This window comes from Leptolyngbya sp. FACHB-1624 (assembly GCF_047649235.1).
GTDB lineage: Bacteria > Cyanobacteriota > Cyanobacteriia > Leptolyngbyales > Leptolyngbyaceae > Leptolyngbya > Leptolyngbya boryana.
The window spans coordinates 498,693-518,294 of sequence record NZ_CP180258.1 but is presented as its reverse complement, the minus strand read 5'-3'; the positions used below and the strand labels follow the sequence as shown (position 1 = coordinate 518,294).

Genomic DNA, 19,602 nt, shown 5'->3' with positions numbered 1-19,602 from the left:
AAACGAAATTAGAAATTTCTGCAAATTTAAACGTGCAAACTTTTTCGGACAGGGTAAAGTAAGGAGATTCTGTTTTATTGCCCTCAGTGCAGGCACTGAATTTTTTCTGTGATTGCGATCTATCCTGGCAGTTTTGACCCGATTACATACGGACATCTCGACTTAATTAAGCGAGGTGCGCTGTTGTTCGATCGAGTGATCGTCGCCGTTCTGCGAAACCCTAACAAAACTCCGCTCTTTACTGTTCAACAGCGTTTAGAGCAGATCCGGATCGCAGTCCAGCACATTCCCAATGTGGAAGCCGATAGTTTTGAGGGCTTGACTGTAACTTACGCTCAACTGCGAGGCGCATCTGCCCTCTTACGAGGATTACGAGCCGTTTCCGACTTTGAGATGGAGTTACAAATGGCACACACCAATAAAACATTATCGACTCAAATCGAGACGGTATTTCTTGCCACCTCGAACGAGCACAGTTTTCTGAGCAGTAGTGTTGTTCGAGAAATCGCCAGATTTGGTGGTTCGATCGACCATCTTGTTCCTACCCATGTCGCCGAAGATATTTACCGATGCTACGCCAAGAATCACCCAGTATCAGCCCTGACGGATTCACCGCTCCCGAACGCCGCAACAATGGTGCAAGAGACGTGCAAAGAGTAGGAAGTCTCGATATTCAAAGAGAGTTGAATCGGCTGGAGGAGATGATTCTCGACAGCCCCAGAATTCCGCTATCGCGTCGCACGCTGATTGATGAAGAGCAGTTTCTCGATCAGTTAGATCTAGTGCGGTTGAGCTTGCCCGAAGCATTTCATGAAGCGGTCGAAATTGCCCGCCATCGAGATGAGATTCTCGATCAGGCAGAACAGTATGCTCAAGAGATTGTCGAAGAGGCAGAACGTCGAGCGGCTCAGTTGATGAATGAGTCCGGTATTATTCAACGGGCAGAGCAAGAAGCGCAGCAAATTCGCCTTTCGGTACAGCAAGAGTGTGAAGCAGTACAGCAGCAAACGATCGCCCAAATTGAGCAGATGCGTCGCCAAGCTCAGCAAGATCTAGAAGAGATGCGTCGCATGGCGATCGAGGAAAGCGAAGACGTGCAAAATGGCGCGGATGAGTATGCCGATAAGGTGCTGCGCGACATGGAATCGCAGATGACAGAGATGCTAAGAATTGTCCGCAATGGTCGGGCACAGTTGCAGATCAATCAGCCGCAACCACAACAAGTTGCTCCACCTAAGCCAATGCCGCCGAAGAACAATCCAGAGCAACGGAAGCCGCAGCAGTAGAGTGCAAAGCCGAACCTATCGCAAGTGTTGAGTTTCGGCTTCACCGAATGCGGCGATCCGTCCTAACCTTGTCCTGCTTTCAAATTTGAGAGCATTTCGACTGCATCTCCTAATGCAGTGGTTAGGCTTTTGCGAGTTTCGCTGTGGCTGAGTTGTTCAGCTTGCAGATCTTGGGCGAGTTGATTGCGATCGCTCCACACTTCAACTAATTTCGCCTGAAGTTCTGGAACCGTTTGCATCTCAAAAATTTCGGATTCTACTTCAGTTTCGGATGCGTACGAGGCAGTTTTGACGCGATCGAGTTCTGCGTGCAATTGAGCGATCGCATCTTGTAGTGCAAGAACTTCAGAACGGCGTTGTTCTGCTTCAATCTCATAGCGTCTGCGCCAATTATCAGCACTCGCATGAGCAGCCTGCTCTGACGCTTGGGCTGCCTTGACTTGTTGCTGTAGGTCTTTAATTTCTTGCAGCCAGCCAACAACTTGTTGCGACATCTCTGTATCCTTATATAATCCTGTGTTCAACACGATACATCAAGATTTCAGTTTCAGTTCCAGTTTTGATGGGCGCGATCGAGAACATATTCGGCAACGGATTGAATTTCCGATTCGCTCAAGCGATCTTTGTAGGCAGACATATTTCCTTTTCCATTAGTGATAATTGCTACGATCGTTTCGACTGTCCCGTATCCATTCTTTTCTAAGGCTTTCAGCTTCAACGTTTTTCCGCGTCGAATAATGTTGCCGCCATTTACATGACAGCCTGCACATTGAAGCTCAAATAACTGTGCAGGTGAATTGTCTGCCCAAGCTGGCGAGGAAAAAAGTAAAACAGCACTTAAGAGAATGGCAATGAATTTCAGCATTAAGGTTGCAAATCAGTTTTCTGGATTTTGACATACTCCAGATTTCTTCGGCACAATAGCAAATGTTGTGAGGAAATCAGGAGCTTGTTGTGATCGGGAAAATTGCTATTGGCGTTGCGTGTTTTGCGATCGCGTTTGTTCTCGCGAGTCTGGTCGAGTACTGGGTGCACCGACTCATGCACAAGCCTTACAAATTGGGCGAACGGCATCGCGATCACCATCGCCGCAATGAAGGGCAAGGCGTGATTTGGGAATTTTTTGATTATCTCAAAGGCACGATTCTGATTATGGGATTGTTGTTTTTTGTGTCGATCGAGGCTGGCATCGGCTGGTTCTTAGGCGGATTAGTTTACGCTGCGTTTTCTTCTTACGCGCATCAACTCCAGCATGAAAATCCGACGAAATGTTTTTGGATGAAGATGCCTGTACATTACGTGCACCACAAATATGGCATGTGGCATCACAATTTTGGCTTAGCTGTCGATTGGTGGGATCATGTATTTGGAACTTATAAGCTCGTCGATTGGTTGACAGAGCAAGAATTGAGCCAACCGGAACGAGGATATCTAGAACTGCGTTGGCGATAGAATGCCTGAACTAAAATGAAAGTTATAGTCCTAAACTGAGACTCAAACTATGCCAGCCGAACTGCGCTACAGCAAAGAAGAATTTGCTCGACGGGGAAATGAGATTTACGAAACTCAGATTCGTCCTCAGATCGAGGAAGGCCATCATGGCAAGATTGTCGCGATCGACATTGAGACAGGAGCGTTTGAAGTTGCGGATGATACGATCACCGCCTCTGATCGCCTGCTGGAACGGTTGCCTGATGCCCAAATTTGGAGAATTCGGATCGGACATAAAGCTGTTCACCGCTATGGACGTATTCGATTGCTGTACTGATTCATGGAGTTGTTGATCAAAATTGTGAAGCGACAGTTCGACTCGTTGTTGGCAATGCAGATACAGAAAGACAGGTCGTTGATGCAATTATTGACACTGGATTTACAGGTTTTCTGACATTGCCTCATTCAGTTCTATCTACGCTCAACCTGAAGCCATACAGTCGGGAAGAAGGAACCTTAGCAGACGGCAGTGAAGTCATTTTTGACGTGTACAGTGGCTTTGTGATTTGGGATGGAGCATTTAGACGAATTGACATTAACGCTTCAGATGCTACCCCTTTAGCTGGGATGAGTTTGCTATACGGTTATCGAGTGCAGTTTGACACGATTGAAGGCGGTGAAGTCAAGATTCAAGCGTTTCATGAACTGAATCAGAATTTACAGTAACGCAACATTCTCATATCCGAATTGCCAGCGTTTGACATTCACGATCAGGCAATGGAATTTCTTTTATGGATCTTCTAAATTTCTTTATTAACAGGCGGATTTTGGGCTATAAGATCCGACAGTGTTTTTTATACAAAGCGAATCATCGTGGCAGTGTCTCCGATTTCTAAAACCGTTCCAGGTTGGGTTTATCTATCTGTTGTCACCAATGTCGTATTCGGCACAACGTTAGGATTGTGGTTCTTAGGCGATCGCTATTTCACTGAAACGTTGCTCTATCCCCCCGCCGCTCGGACTGCAACCGTTGCAAAAGCAGTTGAAACCCCAGAGATTGTCGCACAAGCTGCTTCGATGCCGTTGGGTCGATCTTTGACGTATCAGGATTGGGTCGATCTGCTTGAAAAAGAAGCGAAAGCCATGATCAAACGAAAACCCGATCGCTTAATCGTGATGGCAGGAGATTCGCTGACGCTTTGGTTTCCTCAAGATCTGCTACCAAGCGATCGCACTTGGCTCAATCAAGGCATTTCTGGTGAAACCGCGTCGGGCTTAGCAAAACGCTTGAAACTCTTTGATCAAACGCAACCCGAAGCTATCTTCGTCATGGTCGGAATTAATGATTTGCTCAAAGGCAATTCTGAGCAAGAGATTCTCGATGCCCAAGCCGACATCATTGCTCAATTGCAGAAATCTCATCCCAAATCAAAAATTGTTCTTCAGTCGCTGTTGCCTCGTGCAAAAGAAGAAATTACCACTGCCAATGCAACTCAGGTTGAAGCCCTGTCAAATGCTCGAATTTACCAATTTAATCGCCGTTTAGCCGCATTAGCCGATCAAACCAAGGTTGAATTTCTAGATTTGCAGCCGCTTTTTGCTGACAAAGAAGGATTTTTGCGATCGGACTTAACCACCGATGGCTTGCATCTCAGCACCCAAGGATATTTAGTTTGGCGATCAGCAATTCAAACTTTCAATCAATTGGCGCTGCGTTAGTGTTTTATGATCGGATCGTAGGCGCGAGGAAGTTGTGAAATGGATACCAAGGCGTTTAAGCGATCGCTCAATAGTTCTGAAAATTATCACCGCAAAGGATTCGGACATGATGCGGAAGTTGCAGATACTATGCAGTCCGAATATCAGAGCAACTTGATTCAGGAAATTCGTGAGCAAGCTTATACGCTCAAACGCGGCGATGTAACGATTCGACTGGCGCAAGCGTTTGGCTTCTGCTGGGGCGTTGAACGCGCTGTCGCAATGGCTTATGAAACCCGCCAACATTTTCCAACCGAACGGATCTGGATTACGAATGAGATTATTCACAATCCCTCGGTAAATCAGCGATTGAGAGAAATGAATGTCTTGTTTACGCCTGTTGCGGCTGGACAGAAGGATTTCTCAGAAGTGGCAAAAGGGGATGTCGTGATCCTGCCCGCCTTTGGAGCCAGTGTGCAGGAAATGCAGTTGTTAAACGATCGCGGTTGTACGATCGTCGATACCACTTGTCCTTGGGTTTCTAAAGTTTGGAATACCGTGGAGAAACACAAAAAAGGTGATTACACCTCGATCATTCACGGCAAATACAATCACGAAGAGACGGTTGCAACCAGTTCGTTTGCTGGAAAGTATCTGATTGTATTGAACCTAGCCGAGGCGCAATACGTTGCCGATTACATCTTAAACGGTGGCAATCGCGAAGAATTTCTGACCAAATTCAAGAACGCAACTTCTGTCGGGTTTGATCCCGAGCGCGATTTAGTTCAAATTGGCATCGCGAATCAAACCACGATGCTCAAAGGCGAAACTGAGCAAATCGGCAAATTGTTTGAACACACGATGCTGAAGAAGTATCCGCCGAATGAATTGAATCAGCATTTCTTGAGTTTTAATACGATTTGCGATGCGACTCAAGAACGGCAAGATGCAATGTTCGATCTCGTCAAAGAGAAACTGGACATGATGATTGTGATTGGGGGTTACAATTCTTCGAATACAACACATTTGCAGGAAATTGCTATCGACTACAAAATTCCGTCTTATCACATCGATAGCGTGGAACGGATTCTGTCTCGCGATCGCATTGAGCATAAGCCACTGCACAAAGATTTGGAAATCGCTGAGCATTGGCTACCTGAAGGCGAAATCGTTGTAGGTATTACTTCTGGCGCTTCGACTCCCGATAAAGTTGTTGCAGACATTATTGAGCGAATTTTTGAATTGAAAGCGGCTGTTCCAGCATGAAATCGGTTCGATGCAGCTTCCTAAATCTTTATAAAATTCTGCTGTGTAGCTTGATTTGGCTTTTCACCTGCTTTTACACGACTCCAGTGTGGGCAGGTGCATTGTCCGATCGCGTTTCTGCTTACCCGGATTGGCACAATAAACCACCCGTTTCTCAAGCGACAGGCGATCTCATCTACCCCGATTGGATCGCGGGAACTTGGCATGTGAAAAGCACCTTAATCGATCTCGTTGCTCCCCTCGCTCCTAAAATTGTCACGCCAGGATTCGAGAGTAATCGGCAATATGTGAATCAGCCGATCGAATTTGATGTGCGATTCAAACCGAATCCAACCCAAGTCATTGCCGATCGCGCTTTTAACGGATTGAATATTGCGCGGGCATATTTGGGCGATCGCGCTGTGCTTTCCGTCAAAGTTGATCCGAATTCTCCGAATAAACAAATTACCGTTTTGAGAGACGATCGCATTCTGACTTCAACGATTACAGGTCGAGCGATCGAGACTCCTGATCCCAAACAATTCATTACGAGCGAGATTTTTCAACAAGTCTTTAGAAGTACATCTCAACCCTACTTAAACCAGGTTGAAACCACGACTGCCTATCAGTTTGTCGATGGAAAAATTGGAGCAGATCAAATTACTGCCATCTATCTTTCGCCGCAAGATCCTGACTATTTCAATGCAGGAAATACACCCGTCGCATTGTATCGATATCGCCTAGAATTCTCGCCACCCAAAATGAGTAATTAGACTCATCAAAAAACTTAATTTCTGTTGTGAATGTTACAGATAATTGCTGCTTAGTTCCAAAGTAAACTTTAATTTCTTACGCTAGAAAGGCAAGCATGAGTTTGTTATTCTCACGATACAGATCAAGGAGTTGTTACTCTCACAGTTCCTAAAGATCCAAGGCATCGAAGTTTTCTGACCCTTTTTAACTATTCCGTTTTCGTGAGTGTTAGCGAGCCACGTGCGGCTCTCTCACAAAATCTGATTCATGACCGCGATTTGAAGAAGTTGCTGATCTTGAACGATCGACAACTCTATTTTTGACTTTTGAACCCCACCCGATTTTTAGAGATGAACCCTTACTGCGAACAATGGATTGCCGATTGGTGTCAAACAAATGGCTGGACAGACTGGTTTAGAGAACGCTCCAGCTATTGGGCATTTCCGCCCAATTCTGTCATGCCTGTTCCGATCCCCAGCTCAGTTTTACACGCCATTAAAGCTGAAAAAGGCTTGAGCCAGGATGAACGATTCTGGAGTTTAAGTGCATTGGTGGGAACGGGTCTTGCCGCAGCTTTAGGATTCGCGATCGCGTCTCCGATGCCTTTATTAATCGCATTTGTGGGATGTGCAATTGTATTCGCGCAATTAGATAGTGAAGAAGTTTAGATGAGGCAGAAGCTTCGGGATGCGAGGCTTCTGTCGTATTCAGCTAGAATGGGTATCTGTCAAAGATTTCGAGAACGCCCATGACTGCTGCTCGCCGCTATCACATCACGACGTTTGGCTGCCAGATGAACAAGGCAGATTCCGAGCGTATGGCTGGAATTCTAGAAACAATGGGCTTTGAATGGTCAGAAGAAGCCAACGAAGCCGATCTGATTCTCTACAACACCTGCACGATTCGGGATAATGCAGAGCAAAAAGTTTATTCCTATCTCGGACGGCAGGCACAGCGGAAACAAGAAAATCCGAATTTGACGATCGTCATGGCTGGATGCGTCGCACAGCAAGAAGGTGAAGCCTTACTGCGACGAGTGCCCGAACTCGATTTAGTCATGGGACCGCAATATGCCAACCAGCTCGAAGATTTGTTGGAACAGGTTTTTAGTGGTCAGCAAGTCGTTGCGACTGATCCCATTCATATTGTCGAAGACATTACAAAACCGCGACGCAATAGCGATGTCACGGCTTGGGTGAATGTGATTTATGGCTGTAATGAGCGTTGTACGTATTGTGTCGTTCCAGGTGTGCGTGGAATCGAACAATCTCGGACACCGGAAGCGATTCGAGCGGAAATTGAACAGCTTGCAGCCCGAGGGTACAAAGAAATCACCTTATTGGGTCAGAACATTGATGCGTATGGGCGAGATTTGCCGGGAGCCACTCCAGAAGGGCGACATCTGCATACGTTCACAGATTTGTTGTACTTTGTGCATGATGTACCGGGTATCGATCGCATTCGATTCGCAACCAGTCATCCACGCTATTTCACAGAGCGTTTGATTCGAGCTTGTGCGGAATTGCCGAAAGTGTGTGAGCATTTCCATATTCCGTTCCAATCCGGCGATAACGATGTTTTGAAGGCAATGTCACGCGGGTATACGCACGAACGATATCGTCGAATCATTGACACGATTCGCGAATATATGCCAGATGCGTCGATTAGCGCTGATGCGATCGTTGGATTCCCAGGTGAGACTGAAGCCCAATTTGAGAACACCTTAAGTTTGGTGCGCGATATCGGATTTGATTTGATCAATACAGCGGCATATTCTCCACGTCCCGGAACTCCTGCGGCAGTTTGGGAGAATCAGTTATCTGAAGAAGTCAAAGCCGATCGCTTACAACGATTGAATCATTTGGTGTCGCAAAGTGCGTCAGAGCGATCGCAGCGATATGCAGGACGAATTGAAGAAGTACTGGTAGAAGCTCAGAATCCGAAAGATCCAACGCAGGTGATGGGGCGGACGCGCGGAAATCGGTTGACGTTCTTTGCAGGCTCTATCGACGAACTCAGAGGTCAAACCGTCAAAGTGAGAATTACCGAAGTAAGATCGTTCAGTTTGACGGGACAACCTCTGATTGAGGCTCGTCTGTAGAAACGGAGAGGGTGGGATTCGAACCCACGGAACCTTTCGGTTCATTCGATTTCAAGTCGAACGCATTCGACCACTCTGCCACCTCTCCAAGGGACGTGTATTATCTTATCCTATTCAGGTGGTTTTGGATTGATTTCCAGCAAAAAGCCGCGATCGCTTTCAAATACGATCGCGGCTTTTTCGTTCAGTTCAATTTAGGAGTGGGGAACGATTAGTCTTGAATTTCTTTCAAGGCATATTGCGCGATCGCCAAAGTTAAGCGCGCCTGCTCAGTTTCTGACAATTTCGCCCAATCGGTCGATTTTACGCTCTGTTCTTCGCCGCGCATCGAATAAGCCAAAGGACGCGCCAGCACGTGTAAATCGTCTTCTGCCCACTGCGGCAATGCTTCTTGTACACAAAGCACCAACTGATCCGCCAGACTTGCTGAAGAGTTTGCCAACTTCTCAGCCTGACGCGCGATCATATTCAGAATCGCCTGCGGCACAGTTGCAAACTTCTGAGCCAAAGAAGCTTCCAGAGTTGGAGCTGCGAACAAGGTATCTAAATGAGAGAAGAACGCATCGGCACGATCGTTGAGTTCGGATTCTGGCAGCGCATCGAGCGAGAACTTTTGATCTAAAGCGTTAAAGAAAGATTCCGCCTCCGCATCGGCTGGATTCCACGGATAGGCAATCTTACTTTGAGAGACTTCCGCAATTTCAACTTCGACCGTCTCAACATTGCCTGGCTCATTCCACCGCACTGTCACGGCTTCCGAGTCAAGCAACGCTGCTGCGAGTGCCTGCCGAAGTTGGAGTTCGAGAGAGTTAGAGGGACTTGCTTCGTGTGCCATGACAATATTCCGCATCGAGTGAACTAAGGGTGGGTATGTTTGATGGCTATGACTTCAAGCCGATCGTTACCAGTTCCGTAACTGACCTCACAATTTACGCGAATTCTCCTAAAATTTCAAAGTTCTTAGGAGAGAAGAGTGGGGGGTGGGGAGTAGGGAGACCTCCCTAATTCCGTCCGTCCGCAGGCGAAACCAAAAATTCTAAAACCGAATTCTGCGAGCCACCAAACTTAATTTGTGCCCCAGATTGTAGTGGCACTTCATAATTATGGACTTTCTGCCACCCTTTTGAGGTAGAAACCCAGGTTCCATACCGGGAAAAATCGCGCAGAAAATAACTGGGTTGCAGCGTGTCTGGGTTGGCACTGCGGTAGAAAATTTCCGCATGTTTCCGGGACACTCCAGGTTCATTCGCCAAGACTAAATCATTCTCAGCACTCATTCCGACGCGCATTAAGCCACCCCGAATCGTCCAAACTTTGGCATTTTCTAGCGATCGAATCGAGGCGACCGGATTCTGCATTCCTAACTGGCTCGGCGTATGCGGAATTTGCGTGAGTCCTTCTGCGATCGGCTTAATTAATTCGCCATCAAATTCAGGGTGCATGTACAAAACAGGCAGCGTCCAAGCTTGATGATTAAACCGAAATAAAGTCAGCAAATGTTGACGTGCAACAGCGACAGCTTGATCGATCGGCATCCGTTCTGACAATGCCTGAGCAAAAGTCGCGATAAAACTTAGCGCCTCTTGATCCGTAATCGAATCCCGCATCGCCAAAACTGCTGGAACTCCATGATGCAGCAAGACTTCCGCCAAACTGCTCCGGGGAATCGTTTCTGCTCCTTGCTGCTCGGGTTGTGCGCCCCAGCAGGCATTAAAAACTGCCAGTTTCACATGACAACGAGTCAGAACCTGCGCCAATTCTGTCCCATTCATCGGCAGATTTGGACGAAGGAATAACAAGCCGCCATCTGGAGCCGGAACCCCGTGACCTGCATAAAACAGCACATTATATTGACCGCTTTCCAAGCGATCGATTAATTCCCCCGAAGTTGGCTGTAACAACGTATCGACAAAACAAGGCGCAGCTAGGCGATTGATTCCCTGACGCTCCTTGAGAATTCGGGTCAGCGCTTGTGCTTCTTGCTCAAGTTTGAGCCGTTTTAATTCGTCGCCGCTTTGAGACAGGTCGGGAGCCGCATCTTGTCCTAAAACCAGTAAAACATTGAGACTCGACTCCGATCGCAAAACGGGCAAAGCATCCACATCGCTCGTCGTGCGGCTAAATAAAAGCTGCTGACTCAACGAAATTGCCTGCTTTCCGGCATCAGGCTGCATAATCTCCCACGGCAGTGAAATCAGATCCGGATCGCGCACTTCTAAACGCAATCTCAGCGCTTTTCCTTGCCCTTGAGCGATCCCTTGACTGCGGTTAAGGCTACTTTCAATCACGCCATCAAACAGCCATTGCCACAAATTGATGCCCAGATTCTGCATCAACCGCGCACCTCGCGAAATTGGCTGTCCCACAGGTGTTTCGGCTACCTCAATGGGAGGAGTACTCACCTGGGAGATATGCGGCACATCCGGAACCCCGCGCGTCGAAAACATTTCTTGCCACGATCGCCAATGTTGTTTCAGTTCAGCCGTCCATAGACAATCGCGTAAGAGATAGCCGCCTCGGTAAGGGGCTTCGATCACATGAATTGCAAAATGTTCAGCTTGAGAGGCGCGTAATCGTGCGATCGCTAAACTTAGGCAAGGAAGGTCAGACGGTGACATGAATCGGCAAAGGCTGGGTTAACACTCCGGAACTTTAATCTTAAAGGCTATCCGGTAATTAATCTATGGCGTAGCCGATGGGTTCTCTTTTGCAGACTCAGCAGCAGACTCAGCACAAGCTCCAATCTGGTCAGGTTTGGGGGAGATGCGGGTGAAATTCGCGATCGCACTTTCTCTTTGCCACCCCATATTTCCTAGCCTAACTGAGTTCACCAGTTTCCCCTCAGTCGGCAGAGTACACACTTTCAATCTCAACCAATTCGATTGATCCGAAGTCGATCGCTGTTGTCCGACAACTTGCAGAACGGTTCCAGAAGACATGCGACCCAGAATCTCATTTGCCGTCTCAGTCGATTGCGCAGCATTTTTGAACAGCGGCAGACCTGCTGTTTGATCTGCGGTCTGAATTTGGATAAATGAACCGGAAGTCAGCGGAGTCACAGTCGGAGAAGCGGGAACTGGCGGCACTGTCGCAGAAGGCACAGGCATTCGATTAGTAAAACGGGCAATCAATTCTGGAGCAAGCAGGGTCGCGATCGCACCTGCAATGCCAAATAATGCCAACACGATGAACAAAACTTTGAACCAATTGATCCGACGGGGTTCTGCAATCTGAGTTCTCAATTGAGACACTTCGCGAGCAGCCAGCATCTGAGTGGGCTGAGCTAAAGCAGGCGAAATCGTTTGAGCATTCTGCGATCGCCGCGATTCTTTCGTTTGACAATGAATCAAGCCGACCGTGACATTATCGTGACCGTTGCGCGTGTTTGCGATATTGATTAATTGCTGTGCGGCTACAGCCACATCAATCTTCCCGTCTAGAATCGGAGCAATTTCGGTTTGCCAAACTTCTTCGACCCGATCGTTGTCACTCAATCCGTCTGAACACAGCAGATAGACACAATCCTCATCGAGAATCAATCGCTGTACGGTGGGGCGCAAATAGCTCGAACTCCCCATCCCCAAAGCTTGCACTAATGATCCCGCAGAAGAACGCTGTAACGCATCTCGGTATAAGGAATATCCCAAGCGAGCCTCACGCGACGCGACATCATCATCTAAAGTGACTTGATAGCAGCCCTTGCGAGTAATGCGATAGGCGCGACTATCCCCCACATGCGTGAGATAGAATTCATGCCCTCGAACTAATCCCATGACAACAGTCGTGCCCATGCGCTGCCGTTCTTGCCGTCGTTCCGCATCGTTCTGTTCGGAGATCGCATCATTCGCCTCGCACACTGCGGCTTCTAATTCCTGCTCAATCTCATCCGATTGAATCGCTTGAACTTGGCGCGCGATCGTCTCGATCGCTAAATGTGAGGCAACCTCTCCACCCTCATGCCCACCAATCCCATCACAGACGATCACGAGATTCGTCTTTGCCTTCGTTGCACTCGGTGGATAGCACGCATCTTCGTTACTTTGACGGCTCGGTCCTTGATCGGTCGCCGTTGCAATGTGAATCTGGCGAGTTTGATATTGGGCTTGATGGGCGATCGCTTGATCCAAGACTGAAATTAACGACTCAATACTCGAAATCTCTCCGTCAACTAAGTTCTGGCAGATTTGCTGAAAGAAATCGGAGATCGCAGAGTGCGGCTGCCAAGTTGTCCACAATTCTCCTAACTGCGTCAGAGCGGGAGATTGCCGATCAAATCGCAATTCCAACAGTCTCAGGGTGTCGCCATCGGCAAACAGTTGATTCGGATCAAGCAAAGTTGAAGCAACGTTTTCAACACTCAATCGTTGCCAGAGTCGCGTAATTTGCTCAAGAAAATGTAATTGGCGAAATCCAGAACTTGCATTCCACACTTGAGTTAAAGCAGGCATGAGTTGCCCATCTGTGGTAATCGGAGCCGATTCGAGCAGAATCAGATCAGACAAAACAGCATAAGGCTGAGGAATCGTAGGGCGCTCTGCCATCAAATGCAAATAGGGTTCGAGTTGGGGAGGAACCTCGACTGGATTCGGTGGAATTCCAGGTTTGGTATCTAGAACAATTTGGGATGATTTGAGCAAATAGCGATCGTCGAGCCGTTCACCAGGCTGACCTGCTTTTACCCCCATGACCCAGAGATAGCGTTTGGGAATCCGAGTTTGGCAGTGATGGCAAAACTCCTGAGTGACGGGGTTGAGCGCCTGACAAAAATAATTCGGGCATTGCACGATCGGATCAGTTTGCATTGAAAAATGGCATGTGATTTGCTCAATTCATCACTCTAGCAATTTTTGCCCTCGGTCGGAGATGGCATTTCCGAGTTTCCTCGCGTTGCGATCGCAATTTTCTGAGGCACAATAAGCCAGATTTTAGTGAGATTGGCTATGTCTTCCGTGTTCCGCCATCTGGGGTTTGCTTCGCTGATAGTGGGTTTATTGGTATCGATGCCAAAATCGATCGCAAACCCAGTTTCTTCTACACCCTCTACATTTGTGCCAACGGCTCCACCCCCCGTTGCTCCCCCGCTGAAAGAGAATTTCGTTCAACCTGATTTCCGGATTTCTGCGCTACAACGCGATTTTCAAGGCAATCTCTGGCTGGCCACCCCGCAGGGCGTGAGCCGGATTAATCCCAACACAGGAAGGGTGATCTCTCAGACGAAATTGCCGAATCTCTCAATCTCGGCATTGGCGCAAGATAAAGTCGGACGCATTTGGGTGGGTACAGCAGAAGGGCTGTTTCGCATCGATCCAAAAACCAATACGGTCACGGCACAAACTCTGACGCTGCCTTCTAATCGCGTGTTGTCGTTATTAGTTGATCGACGCGGCTTTCTCTGGGTTGGCACTGATTCTGGACTCGCCCTGATTAGTCCCGATCAAGGCTTAAAAATGACGACGCTACAAAATCTGCCTGGGATTAGCGCTAATGCTTTAAGTCTTGATCCTGAAGGTCAGCTCTGGGTCGGGACGTTGGACGGCTTGGTTCAGGTCGATACAGCAAGTGCGAAAATTTTGCACCGGATGAGTTTAGAGGAAGGAACAGCACAGTCTTTAGCACTCGATCGACATGGTTCACTGTGGACAGGAACCACCAGCGGACTGGTAAAAATCGATCCGTTGCAGCGCCGCCGCTTACGATCAGTAACTCAACTCAGAGGACGCGATATTGTCTCAGCAGGATTTGACGGGGTTGGAAGCATTTGGGTCGGCACAAGCGCTGGACTCTTTCGGGTCAATCCTTACAATGGCGCAATTATCGGTCAAGTTCCTCATCTTCCCTCGAATCAAGTCATGTCTCTCGCGCCTGACACGGGCAATAAATTGTGGGTCGGAACAACCGAGGGTTTAGCTTGGGTCAGTATGACCACTTATCAAACAAAGCCGCATTTGATGTTCAGTCGCAGCGTTGAAGAGAACCCCTCAGAATAATGTCCAGTCGCAGCGTTGAAGAGGAACTCCTAGAATTAAGATAGATCTTCAACTCTCTTCATTCTTTCGGAGTTCTGATGCTCATTACGCCGCAGCATTTGATTCAGTGGAAACAGCAAAACAGAGCGATCGCAGTTCTCACAGCTTGGGATTATGCGATCGCTTCAATTCTCGACCGCGCTGGAATCGAAGTGATTCTGGTCGGGGATTCGCTCTCCATGGTGGCACTTGGGCATGAGACAACTTTGCCGTTAACGCTGGATGAAGTGATCCATCATGCAAAAGCAGTGCGGCGCGGCGTGAAAGAAGCCTTGTTAGTCGTCGATTTACCGTTTCTGACCTATCAGGAAAGTTGGCAGCAGGCAATGCATTCGGCAGGGCGAATTTTGAAAGAAACGAATGCAGGCGCAGTCAAATTAGAAGGCGGCTATCCCGCGATCGCGGAAACTGTCGCTCGATTAGTTCAAGCGGGCATTCCTGTCATGGGACATGTAGGATTAACGCCGCAATCAGTCAGACAGACGGGATTTCGTCAGCAAGGTAAATCGCACGAGGCGGGAGAAAAGATCGTAGCTGAAGCGATCGCGCTGGAGCAGGCAGGGGCTTTTGCGGTTGTGATCGAGCATGTTCCAGCGGATTTAGCCAAAACGATTACGGAGAGTCTAACGATTCCCACGATTGGAATCGGCGCAGGCATTCATTGCGATGGACAAGTGCTGGTGACCTCAGATGTTTTGGGATTAGGAACTTGGAAACCGAAGTTTGCCAAGACCTATTTGGATCTGAATGCGTTGATTACGCAAGCGGTGCAAGAGTTTGGGGAAGAGGTACGAGCGCACAAGTTTCCGCCTGAAACTTGAGCGATCGCGGCTTGAGATCACTCCTCCTCGATCCCAGAATCGTGATATAACAATTAAGGTTTCTTTACAGAAAACAACACTGACTCACAGAGTAAGTCGGGCTGGGGATTTCAGCCTGATTTTTAGTGGCAAATTTCGGTCGAAACTTGCCCTACTTATTGTGGTTATTACAGTCCTCCCGGAGAGAAGAATCGCTCATGACGGTATCGCTCACGCCCGATTACACGACCCTCACCAGTCCCGACACGAAACTTCGCCTAAAAGACATTATCAAAACTTTGCCCCGCGAATGCTTTCAGAAAGATATGCGGAAAGCTTGGACTGCCGTTGTGGTCAATGTTTTGATGGTTGGTCTGGGGTATTGGAGTATTGCTGCTTCCCCTTGGTTTCTTTTGCCGATCGCGTGGATTTTTACAGGAACTGCGTTGACCGGATTTTTTGTGATTGGGCATGACTGTGGACATCGATCGTTTGCACAGCGCAAATGGGTCAATGATCTCGTCGGTCACATTTTTATGGCTCCGTTGATCTATCCCTTCCACTGCTGGCGGATTGGGCACAACCAGCATCACAATCACACCAACAAAATGGATGTGGATAATGCGTGGCAGCCTTGGCGGACAGAGGTTTATGACAACCTTGATCCGATTACGAAGACCGCTTACACCACGACGCGCGGACGCTTATGGTGGCTCGCTTCGATTCTGCATTGGGCTTTGGTTCACTTTAAGCTGTCGAACTATAAAACTCGCGACCACGGCAAAGTGAAATTGTCGATCGCAGTTGTCGTCGCATTTGCAGCCATTGTATTTCCGGCTTTGTTCCTCACGGTTGGGGTTTGGGGCTTTGTGAAATTCTGGTTGATGCCTTGGTTGGTCTATCACTTCTGGATGAGCACGTTCACATTGGTTCACCACACCTTGCCGGATATCCAATTCAAAGAGCCGGAAGAATGGGATGCAGCACAGGCGCAACTGTTTGGAACAGTGCATTGTGATTATCCGAAGTGGGTTGAGTTTCTCTGCCACGACATCAATGTGCATATCCCGCATCATCTTTCCACTGCGATTCCTTCTTACAATTTGCGATTAGCAGACAGCAGTTTGATGAAGATTTGGGGATCGAAGTTGAGACGATATCAGTTCTCTTGGGGATTGATGAAGGAGATCACAGATCAATGTCATCTGTATCATCCTGAAGAGGCTTATCAATCGTTCAAGTCTTACGCGAACAAGTAGATTTGAGAAATTGAGTTAAAAAGCGCGATCGACAGATGTGTCGATCGCGCTTTTTTAGTTCTCTAGGCAAATTGAACACTCATATTTCGGGTGTGCTATCGAATCAATTCAGCCGTCCGCTCCGCCTTTGCAAGCTGCTGCAACTTTCCCCGCAGATCCGCCCAATGCACATTTTCCAAACTCGATAAAACAACATGAGCCTCACCGACCCGCTCAACGGGTCCGAGTCCGACTGCCCACATGCCTGCTGCCAGCGCCGCTTCAATGCCTGCTGCTGCATCTTCAAACACAACACAAGCCGCAGGATCAACTCCTAACTCGTTTGCCCCAAATAAAAATAAATCCGGTGCAGGTTTGGGACGCTCTACACTATGTCCATCGCCAATCACATCAATGTATTCTGCAATTCCGAGCTTCTCAATCACCGGACGCGCATTTTTACTCGCAGAGCCTAACGCAGTTTTGACTCCAGCTTGTTTGATCTCTTTCAAGAAATCTAAAACCCCGGGGAGTAAATCAGTCGGCGAGATCGCGTCGATCGAGTCAACATAGTACTGGTTTTTGCGCTCCATCATGTCTTCGATCTGAGCTTCACTGTAAACACGATCGCCGATAATCTTCATCAAAGAAGCTCGGCGTGAAATGCCTCGCAACGCCTCGTTGGCTTCGCGATCGAAAGGCAAGCCCTCTTCATCCGCTAATCGTTGCCAAGCTCGATAGTGATACTCAGCCGTATCGGTCAAAACACCATCGAGATCAAAAATCACGCCTTGAATGTCAGAAGAAGTCATAGTTCTTTTGGGGGTTGTAGGATCTGCTCTCAAATCAAATTCATGCCATTGATCGCGCCAGTGAATGCGGAATTTCAACCGTGTCCAGCCCGGAGGTAAGTGAGGATGAGCAAAGGGTTCTTCGCCAAATTGCACGCCTCCAAAACCGAGAACAACAGCTTGCCAGATTCCACCTGCCGACGCGCCGTGAATGCCATCGTCCGCATTGCCGCGAGTGTCTTCAAGATCGACCATCACAGCTTGCATAAATCGATCGTAGGCTTCAACCGTATTATTCAAATCCGACGCAAGGATGGCATGAATCGCAGGACCCAAAGATGAACCGTAAGTAATATCGGTGCGAGGCGCATAGTAGTTCCAATTTTTCTCTAGCGCTTCGAGAGAATAAGGAGACTCTTGAGATTGCCGCATCAAGTACAGCAGCATCAAGACATCGGGTTGTTTGAGCACTTGAGCTTTGTCGGCTCCCGCGATCGTTAAAATTTCCTGCATCGATTTCGTGCGCGGCTCGTAGTCCTCCAGATTAATATCTTCGAGATCAAAAAAGCCATCGCATTGCTCGATCAAGCCCGAGGGATGGCTGTGAATAAACATATTCGTTGCAATGTCTTGCCAGCGCGATCGCCGTTCGGAGGTAATTTTTAAGCGATCGCACAATTCGCCTAATTTCTCAGGTTGCGTCTGTTTCAGCCAATCATAAATATAAATCGCTTTTTCCAGATGCCATTGCGCCATGCGATTCGTGAATGTATTGTTATTCACGTGCTCATGGTACTCATCTGCACCAATCACTTCCCGAATTTCATAGCGTTCATAGCGAGTACTCCACTCAACACGGCTCATCCAAAACACAGCAGTATCGAGAATGATTTCTGCGCCATAGTCGCGCATCCATTCATCATCTTGAGTCGCTTGCCAGTAGTACCAGGACGCATAGGCAATGTCTGCGCTGATATGAATTTCGCGATCGCGACACCAAATCCGAATATCTTCGCCATAAGGATCTTTTGGCAATGCCCAACGTGGGGTGACTTCATCACCTGTATCCGCGCTTTCCCAAGAGTACATTGCGCCTTTGTAGCCGTAGTAAGTCGCTTTCCGACGCGCCCCTTGAATGGTTCGATAGCGGTAGGTCAATAGATTGCGAGCAAGATGCGGCTGAGTGAAGGTAAAGAACGGCAGAATAAAAATCTCGGTGTCCCAGAAAACGTGACCGCGATAGCCAAAGCCTGAAAGGGTTTTCGCGGGGATGCTCACTCGATCGTCATGGCGCGCAGCGGCAATCAACAACTGAAATAGGTTATATCGCACCGCCAACTGAGCGCGGAGATCGCCTTCAATCACAATGTCGCTTTGCTGCCACGCTTCTGCCCAGCTTTGTTCGTGAGCATCAAACAAGTCTTGATAGTTGGTCAAAGCGGCGAGCTTACTTTGAGCCGATTGAACCGGAGCTTCCACCTCGCGAGAAGTGTAGATTGTGATCAAATTCTCGATCGTAATCGTTTGGTCAGCCGGAGCCGTAAAGGTCGTCGTCAACGTGGGATAGCCCGGAACATTCGTGACTTGGACATTTCCCTGTGCGCCACTCAATGACAAACTCGATGCCATTGCGAGTTCAATATGAGACGTTCGCGTGCGGACTTGCAACCAGACGCCATGCTCGGTTTTCCCCTGTCCTAGCTGTTCCCAATGGTTGAAGCCTTGGTTTTCTGGATAGCCATTGATACTCGCTTGCACTTCCACGATCGCATCTGCTTCTAACGCAGTGATTTGGCAGCGCAACCCGACCACATGCTCATCGGCAAGACTAGCAAATCGCTCAAAATGCAGCCGGATGGTTCTGCCACTCGGACTGCGCCAGTGAATCGTTCGACTCAAAACGGCTCGGCGCACATCTAATTGACGCTCGTAACTCAGAACTTCGCCTTGATCTAAGCGAAAGCGATCGCCATCGACAATAATCAGCAGTGGCAGCCAATCCGGACAATTGACCAGTTCGGTATAGACAATCGGAACGTCATCATAGACGCCATGAATTAACGTCGCAGGCTGAGATTGAGCATAGCCCTCTTCAAAACTGCCACGGGTTCCAAGATAGCCATTGCCGATCGTGAAAACGGTTTCGCGCGAATTGAGCAATTCGGGGACAAATTCCGTTTCGATGACTGTCCAATCTGTGTAGACCAAAGGCGAGCGGTCGATTTGAGTCATG

The 19,602-nt window shown here is 48.2% G+C and carries 19 protein-coding genes and 1 tRNA gene; 13 read left to right on the top strand and 7 right to left on the bottom strand.

The window, feature by feature from the left end:
• The first annotated feature begins 108 nt into the window (after window positions 1–108).
• Both coaD and ACMUEV_RS02400 read left to right on the top strand, forming a co-directional pair.
• Window positions 109–660 (top strand): pantetheine-phosphate adenylyltransferase, encoded by a 552-nt coding sequence (gene coaD / locus ACMUEV_RS02405; RefSeq protein ID WP_190648490.1) that lies wholly within the window; start codon window positions 109–111, stop codon window positions 658–660.
• On the top strand, window positions 570–1,286 hold the full coding sequence (locus ACMUEV_RS02400; protein WP_242044266.1) for a hypothetical protein: 717 nt from the start codon (window positions 570–572) through the stop codon (window positions 1,284–1,286). Before coaD ends, ACMUEV_RS02400 begins: the two co-directional genes overlap by 91 nt.
• A 62-nt stretch (window positions 1,287–1,348) precedes the next feature.
• Here the strand turns inward: ACMUEV_RS02400 and ACMUEV_RS02395 are convergent, their stop codons facing one another.
• Both ACMUEV_RS02395 and ACMUEV_RS02390 read right to left on the bottom strand, forming a co-directional pair.
• Window positions 1,349–1,780: a hypothetical protein gene (locus ACMUEV_RS02395; protein WP_190648493.1), complete on the bottom strand. Its 432-nt coding sequence runs from the start codon at window positions 1,778–1,780 to the stop codon at window positions 1,349–1,351.
• 53 nt (window positions 1,781–1,833) lie between these two features.
• Complete coding sequence (locus tag ACMUEV_RS02390; protein ID WP_190648496.1) at window positions 1,834–2,151, bottom strand: c-type cytochrome; 318 nt, start codon at window positions 2,149–2,151, stop codon at window positions 1,834–1,836.
• An 89-nt stretch (window positions 2,152–2,240) separates the two neighbouring features.
• On the opposite strand from ACMUEV_RS02390, the gene ACMUEV_RS02385 reads away from it, so the two are divergent.
• The 8 genes from ACMUEV_RS02385 (at window position 2,241) to miaB (ending at window position 8,514) form a co-directional block, all read left to right on the top strand.
• Entirely contained in the window at window positions 2,241–2,738 is a 498-nt protein-coding gene (locus ACMUEV_RS02385; RefSeq protein ID WP_017290899.1) for a sterol desaturase family protein, read from the top strand.
• A gap of 49 nt (window positions 2,739–2,787) precedes the next feature.
• The gene (locus tag ACMUEV_RS02380) at window positions 2,788–3,054 is read left to right on the top strand and encodes a hypothetical protein (RefSeq protein WP_190648499.1); all 267 of its coding nucleotides are present in this window, start codon (window positions 2,788–2,790) and stop codon (window positions 3,052–3,054) included.
• Complete coding sequence (locus ACMUEV_RS02375; protein ID WP_415354783.1) at window positions 3,042–3,443, top strand: clan AA aspartic protease; 402 nt, start codon at window positions 3,042–3,044, stop codon at window positions 3,441–3,443. Before ACMUEV_RS02380 ends, ACMUEV_RS02375 begins: the two co-directional genes overlap by 13 nt.
• A gap of 147 nt (window positions 3,444–3,590) precedes the next feature.
• Window positions 3,591–4,436: a GDSL-type esterase/lipase family protein gene (locus ACMUEV_RS02370; RefSeq protein ID WP_017290902.1), complete on the top strand. Its 846-nt coding sequence runs from the start codon at window positions 3,591–3,593 to the stop codon at window positions 4,434–4,436.
• A 39-nt stretch (window positions 4,437–4,475) separates the two neighbouring features.
• Window positions 4,476–5,681, top strand: coding sequence for a 4-hydroxy-3-methylbut-2-enyl diphosphate reductase (locus tag ACMUEV_RS02365; RefSeq protein ID WP_190648501.1), 1,206 nt, complete (start codon window positions 4,476–4,478; stop codon window positions 5,679–5,681).
• Window positions 5,678–6,433, top strand: coding sequence for a DUF6816 family protein (locus ACMUEV_RS02360; RefSeq protein WP_190648504.1), 756 nt, complete (start codon window positions 5,678–5,680; stop codon window positions 6,431–6,433). Before ACMUEV_RS02365 ends, ACMUEV_RS02360 begins: the two co-directional genes overlap by 4 nt.
• 330 nt (window positions 6,434–6,763) lie before the next feature.
• Window positions 6,764–7,081, top strand: a complete 318-nt coding sequence (locus ACMUEV_RS02355) for a hypothetical protein (protein WP_017290905.1) — start codon at window positions 6,764–6,766, stop codon at window positions 7,079–7,081.
• A gap of 80 nt (window positions 7,082–7,161) precedes the next feature.
• Window positions 7,162–8,514 (top strand): tRNA (N6-isopentenyl adenosine(37)-C2)-methylthiotransferase MiaB, encoded by a 1,353-nt coding sequence (gene miaB / locus ACMUEV_RS02350; RefSeq protein WP_190648506.1) that lies wholly within the window; start codon window positions 7,162–7,164, stop codon window positions 8,512–8,514.
• Window positions 8,515–8,517: 3 nt separating this feature from the next.
• Here miaB and ACMUEV_RS02345 read toward each other — a convergent pair.
• From ACMUEV_RS02345 to ACMUEV_RS02330, 4 genes are all read right to left on the bottom strand, one after another.
• Window positions 8,518–8,602: transfer RNA gene (locus tag ACMUEV_RS02345), tRNA-Ser, on the bottom strand.
• A 123-nt stretch (window positions 8,603–8,725) separates the two neighbouring features.
• On the bottom strand, window positions 8,726–9,349 hold the full coding sequence (locus ACMUEV_RS02340) for a hypothetical protein (protein WP_197693229.1): 624 nt from the start codon (window positions 9,347–9,349) through the stop codon (window positions 8,726–8,728).
• Between the two features lie 166 nt (window positions 9,350–9,515).
• A complete protein-coding gene (locus ACMUEV_RS02335; protein WP_017290908.1) occupies window positions 9,516–11,132 on the bottom strand; it encodes a CHAT domain-containing protein in 1,617 nt (538 codons plus the stop codon).
• A gap of 63 nt (window positions 11,133–11,195) precedes the next feature.
• A complete protein-coding gene (locus tag ACMUEV_RS02330) occupies window positions 11,196–13,316 on the bottom strand; it encodes a PP2C family protein-serine/threonine phosphatase (RefSeq protein ID WP_190648509.1) in 2,121 nt (706 codons plus the stop codon).
• 138 nt (window positions 13,317–13,454) lie between these two features.
• Here ACMUEV_RS02330 and ACMUEV_RS02325 point away from each other — a divergent pair, with 138 nt between their 5' ends.
• From ACMUEV_RS02325 to ACMUEV_RS02315, 3 genes are all read left to right on the top strand, one after another.
• Window positions 13,455–14,501: a two-component regulator propeller domain-containing protein gene (locus ACMUEV_RS02325; protein WP_242044267.1), complete on the top strand. Its 1,047-nt coding sequence runs from the start codon at window positions 13,455–13,457 to the stop codon at window positions 14,499–14,501.
• A 77-nt stretch (window positions 14,502–14,578) separates the two neighbouring features.
• Window positions 14,579–15,361 carry a 3-methyl-2-oxobutanoate hydroxymethyltransferase gene (gene panB / locus ACMUEV_RS02320; RefSeq protein ID WP_017290911.1) on the top strand — a complete coding sequence of 261 codons (783 nt, stop codon included), beginning with the start codon at window positions 14,579–14,581 and terminating at the stop codon, window positions 15,359–15,361.
• Window positions 15,362–15,558: 197 nt separating this feature from the next.
• Window positions 15,559–16,599, top strand: a complete 1,041-nt coding sequence (locus ACMUEV_RS02315; protein ID WP_017290912.1) for a fatty acid desaturase — start codon at window positions 15,559–15,561, stop codon at window positions 16,597–16,599.
• A gap of 95 nt (window positions 16,600–16,694) precedes the next feature.
• Here the strand turns inward: ACMUEV_RS02315 and pgmB are convergent, their stop codons facing one another.
• On the bottom strand, window positions 16,695–19,601 hold the full coding sequence (gene pgmB / locus ACMUEV_RS02310; RefSeq protein ID WP_190648514.1) for a beta-phosphoglucomutase: 2,907 nt from the start codon (window positions 19,599–19,601) through the stop codon (window positions 16,695–16,697).
• Between the last annotated feature and the right edge of the window lies 1 nt (window position 19,602).

Bases quoted from the DNA above. Each gene is read 5' to 3' on its own strand.
- ACMUEV_RS02340 (WP_197693229.1), bottom strand. From the start codon at position 9,349: ATGGCACACGAAGCAAGTCCCTCTAACTCTCTCGAACTCCAACTTCGG.
- ACMUEV_RS02380 (WP_190648499.1), top strand. From the start codon at position 2,788: ATGCCAGCCGAACTGCGCTACAGCAAAGAAGAATTTGCTCGACGGGGA.
- ACMUEV_RS02355 (WP_017290905.1), top strand. From the start codon at position 6,764: ATGAACCCTTACTGCGAACAATGGATTGCCGATTGGTGTCAAACAAAT.
- ACMUEV_RS02360 (WP_190648504.1), top strand. From the start codon at position 5,678: ATGAAATCGGTTCGATGCAGCTTCCTAAATCTTTATAAAATTCTGCTG.
- ACMUEV_RS02400 (WP_242044266.1), top strand. From the start codon at position 570: ATGCTACGCCAAGAATCACCCAGTATCAGCCCTGACGGATTCACCGCT.
- ACMUEV_RS02335 (WP_017290908.1), bottom strand. From the start codon at position 11,132: ATGTCACCGTCTGACCTTCCTTGCCTAAGTTTAGCGATCGCACGATTA.
- ACMUEV_RS02365 (WP_190648501.1), top strand. From the start codon at position 4,476: ATGGATACCAAGGCGTTTAAGCGATCGCTCAATAGTTCTGAAAATTAT.
- ACMUEV_RS02330 (WP_190648509.1), bottom strand. From the start codon at position 13,316: ATGCAAACTGATCCGATCGTGCAATGCCCGAATTATTTTTGTCAGGCG.
- panB (WP_017290911.1), top strand. From the start codon at position 14,579: ATGCTCATTACGCCGCAGCATTTGATTCAGTGGAAACAGCAAAACAGA.
- pgmB (WP_190648514.1), bottom strand. From the start codon at position 19,601: ATGACTCAAATCGACCGCTCGCCTTTGGTCTACACAGATTGGACAGTC.
- ACMUEV_RS02315 (WP_017290912.1), top strand. From the start codon at position 15,559: ATGACGGTATCGCTCACGCCCGATTACACGACCCTCACCAGTCCCGAC.
- ACMUEV_RS02390 (WP_190648496.1), bottom strand. From the start codon at position 2,151: ATGCTGAAATTCATTGCCATTCTCTTAAGTGCTGTTTTACTTTTTTCC.
- ACMUEV_RS02325 (WP_242044267.1), top strand. From the start codon at position 13,455: ATGTCTTCCGTGTTCCGCCATCTGGGGTTTGCTTCGCTGATAGTGGGT.
- miaB (WP_190648506.1), top strand. From the start codon at position 7,162: ATGACTGCTGCTCGCCGCTATCACATCACGACGTTTGGCTGCCAGATG.
- ACMUEV_RS02395 (WP_190648493.1), bottom strand. From the start codon at position 1,780: ATGTCGCAACAAGTTGTTGGCTGGCTGCAAGAAATTAAAGACCTACAG.